At 48.8% G+C, this 2,139-nt stretch carries 1 protein-coding gene; it reads left to right on the top strand.

Annotated features, from left to right (window positions below; all coding sequences use genetic code 11):
* On the top strand, window positions 1-1,113 hold a 1,113-nt coding region (locus ACK5JN_RS18690), incomplete at its 5' end, for a hypothetical protein (protein ID WP_416871522.1).
* Window positions 1,114-2,139 lie beyond the last annotated feature (1,026 nt).

The following is a 2,139-nucleotide window of genomic DNA, read 5'->3' as shown; positions in this document are numbered from 1 at the left end:
CATGAGTATGCAGTGACTGTCTCAAATCGGTTCAATGTGCTTGGCACCCTTGAGGACCCTGTAGAACTGTGGGATACCTTCAAACGTGAAACCATGCAAGCTGCAAAGGAGTGTATTGGAGAGCGTCCAAGGTCTAGGGGTGGTTTTGCCTCAGAGGAGACGCTGGAGAATATTGAGAGGAGTCGCACTGCCAGGCTTGCTGGGAATCAGGACCAATATAGGTTGCTGTCACGTAGGACTAGAGCTCTCCTGAGGAGAGACAAGGAGAGATATGTCAGGAGTCTCGCCGAGGACGTCGAGGGTCATTTTAATGCTAATGACCTCCGACCTGCCTACCGAGCCCTGAAGAAGCTTCGCTCCAAATCTCCCTCTCGGGTGAGTGCTATCCGAACAGAAGATGGTTGTCTCGTATCAGACATGAATGGGCAGAGGGCTCGTTGGGCTGAGTACTTTGAGCAGTTGTACAGGGCAGACCCTCCGAGCAGGCAGCTCCCAACTGCTGGGTTACAGATGGTGGATGCTGATCCTCCCATTGACGAAGCCCCGCCCTCTTTTGACGAGGTCAGAGAGGCTGTGGCAAGGTTGAGAGGTGGAAAGGCAGCTGGTGTGTGTAACATCAGTGGGGAGCTGCTTAAAGCTGGAGGTGAGGCCATGATCCGTGGGTTGCGTGCAGTCTTGTCTGCCGTATGGCAGTCAGGTGCCATTCCTCCTGACTGGAAAAGGGGGTTGGTCGTCCCTATCTGGAAAGGGAAAGGGAACCATCAGGATTGCAACAACTACTGCGGTATTACACTGCTCAGTGTGCCAGGCAAGGTGCTTGCCCATCTGTTGCTAATGCGGATCTGCAATCAGCTGCTGAAGTTACAGAGACCTGAGCAGTCAGGGTTCACGTCTGGTAAGTCAACAACTGACGGTATCCTAGCCCTTCGCGTACTGATGGAGCGCCGACGTGAGTTTCGGCAGGGGATGCTTGCAGCCTATGTCGATCTCAAGAAGGCGTTTGATTCAGTGCATCGTGTGGCAATCTGGGATCTCCTGCGACTCCGTGGGATTCCTACCACTTACTACATACCTCTTCTGATACGTATCATCGTTGTTTCCTCTTGCTGCTAAAATAACATCCTCCTTTCTCTCCATCTACTCATATGCCTTATTCTTAGCATTTTTTTTTCTTCCATTCTTTGGCGTCTTCAGTTTTCCCTTCTGACTATATACTCCTTATATGTATCATCTTTATTGTCTGTTCCTTCTACCTATATAATATTTTCCCTTCTCTCCATCTATTCATATGCATTATCCTTAACGTCTGTTCTTTATTCTTTCTATCATTCTTTGGGGCCTTAGTTCGTCTTTTTCCCTGTGCATTTCTTCTTATACGTGTCATTTTTTTTTACTGTTGTTTCTACATATATGCATCTTCCCCTCTCTCCGTATCCACTTTTTATTTACTTTGTTTTTTCTCTTCAGATCTTCACTTTTACGATATGCCCCTTCTTGCATGCATCATTCTTTTAATTAGGCTCGCCACAACAACACTCAAAGATGCCTATTAGCGCCAGTTGGATTAATTCAGCATAATAATTTGCGGTCAGCTATAAGCCTCCGTGGTGTAGTGGTTAGCATGCCTAGCTACGAATCCGCGTGCCCGGGTTCGAATCCCGGCCTGGGCAGTCGGCGCGCAGCCCACCCAGCTGTTCATCCTCCCTCTCGGGTTGGTCGATAAATGGGTACCTGGGGAAACCTGGGGAAGGTAAACTGTGGTAACCCGGATGTCATTCTGGCCCTGTTTCCCAGGGTAATGGGTTGCTAAGAGCCCACCACAGGCTCAAGGGCTGATGGGACGGAGATGAGCGCCGATGCTACGCGCAGCTATAGCGTATGCTCCCAGCTTTACTTTACTTTACCTTTTGAAACAGTGCATCTTCCTAACACTGTCCTTTCCCCACACTGATTGCCTGTGCTGTCCAGCTTATTAATGCAAGAGTTCGCAAGCCGTTAGTCAGGTAGATATTCTACTTCAAAACTGCTTGATATCTATTTTTCTTAAGTCAGGGGTGCGTCTCCTCGGCGAATAAGAAAGCGAATGAGTAAACAGAACTCTCTCTCTCTCTCTCTCTCTCTCTCTCTCTCTCTCTCTCT

Source organism: Kluyvera sp., from assembly GCF_047971185.1.
Taxonomy (GTDB): Bacteria; Pseudomonadota; Gammaproteobacteria; order Enterobacterales; family Enterobacteriaceae; genus Kluyvera.
Note: the sequence above shows the minus strand (reverse complement) of the source record. Positions and strands in the feature narration are given on the sequence as shown.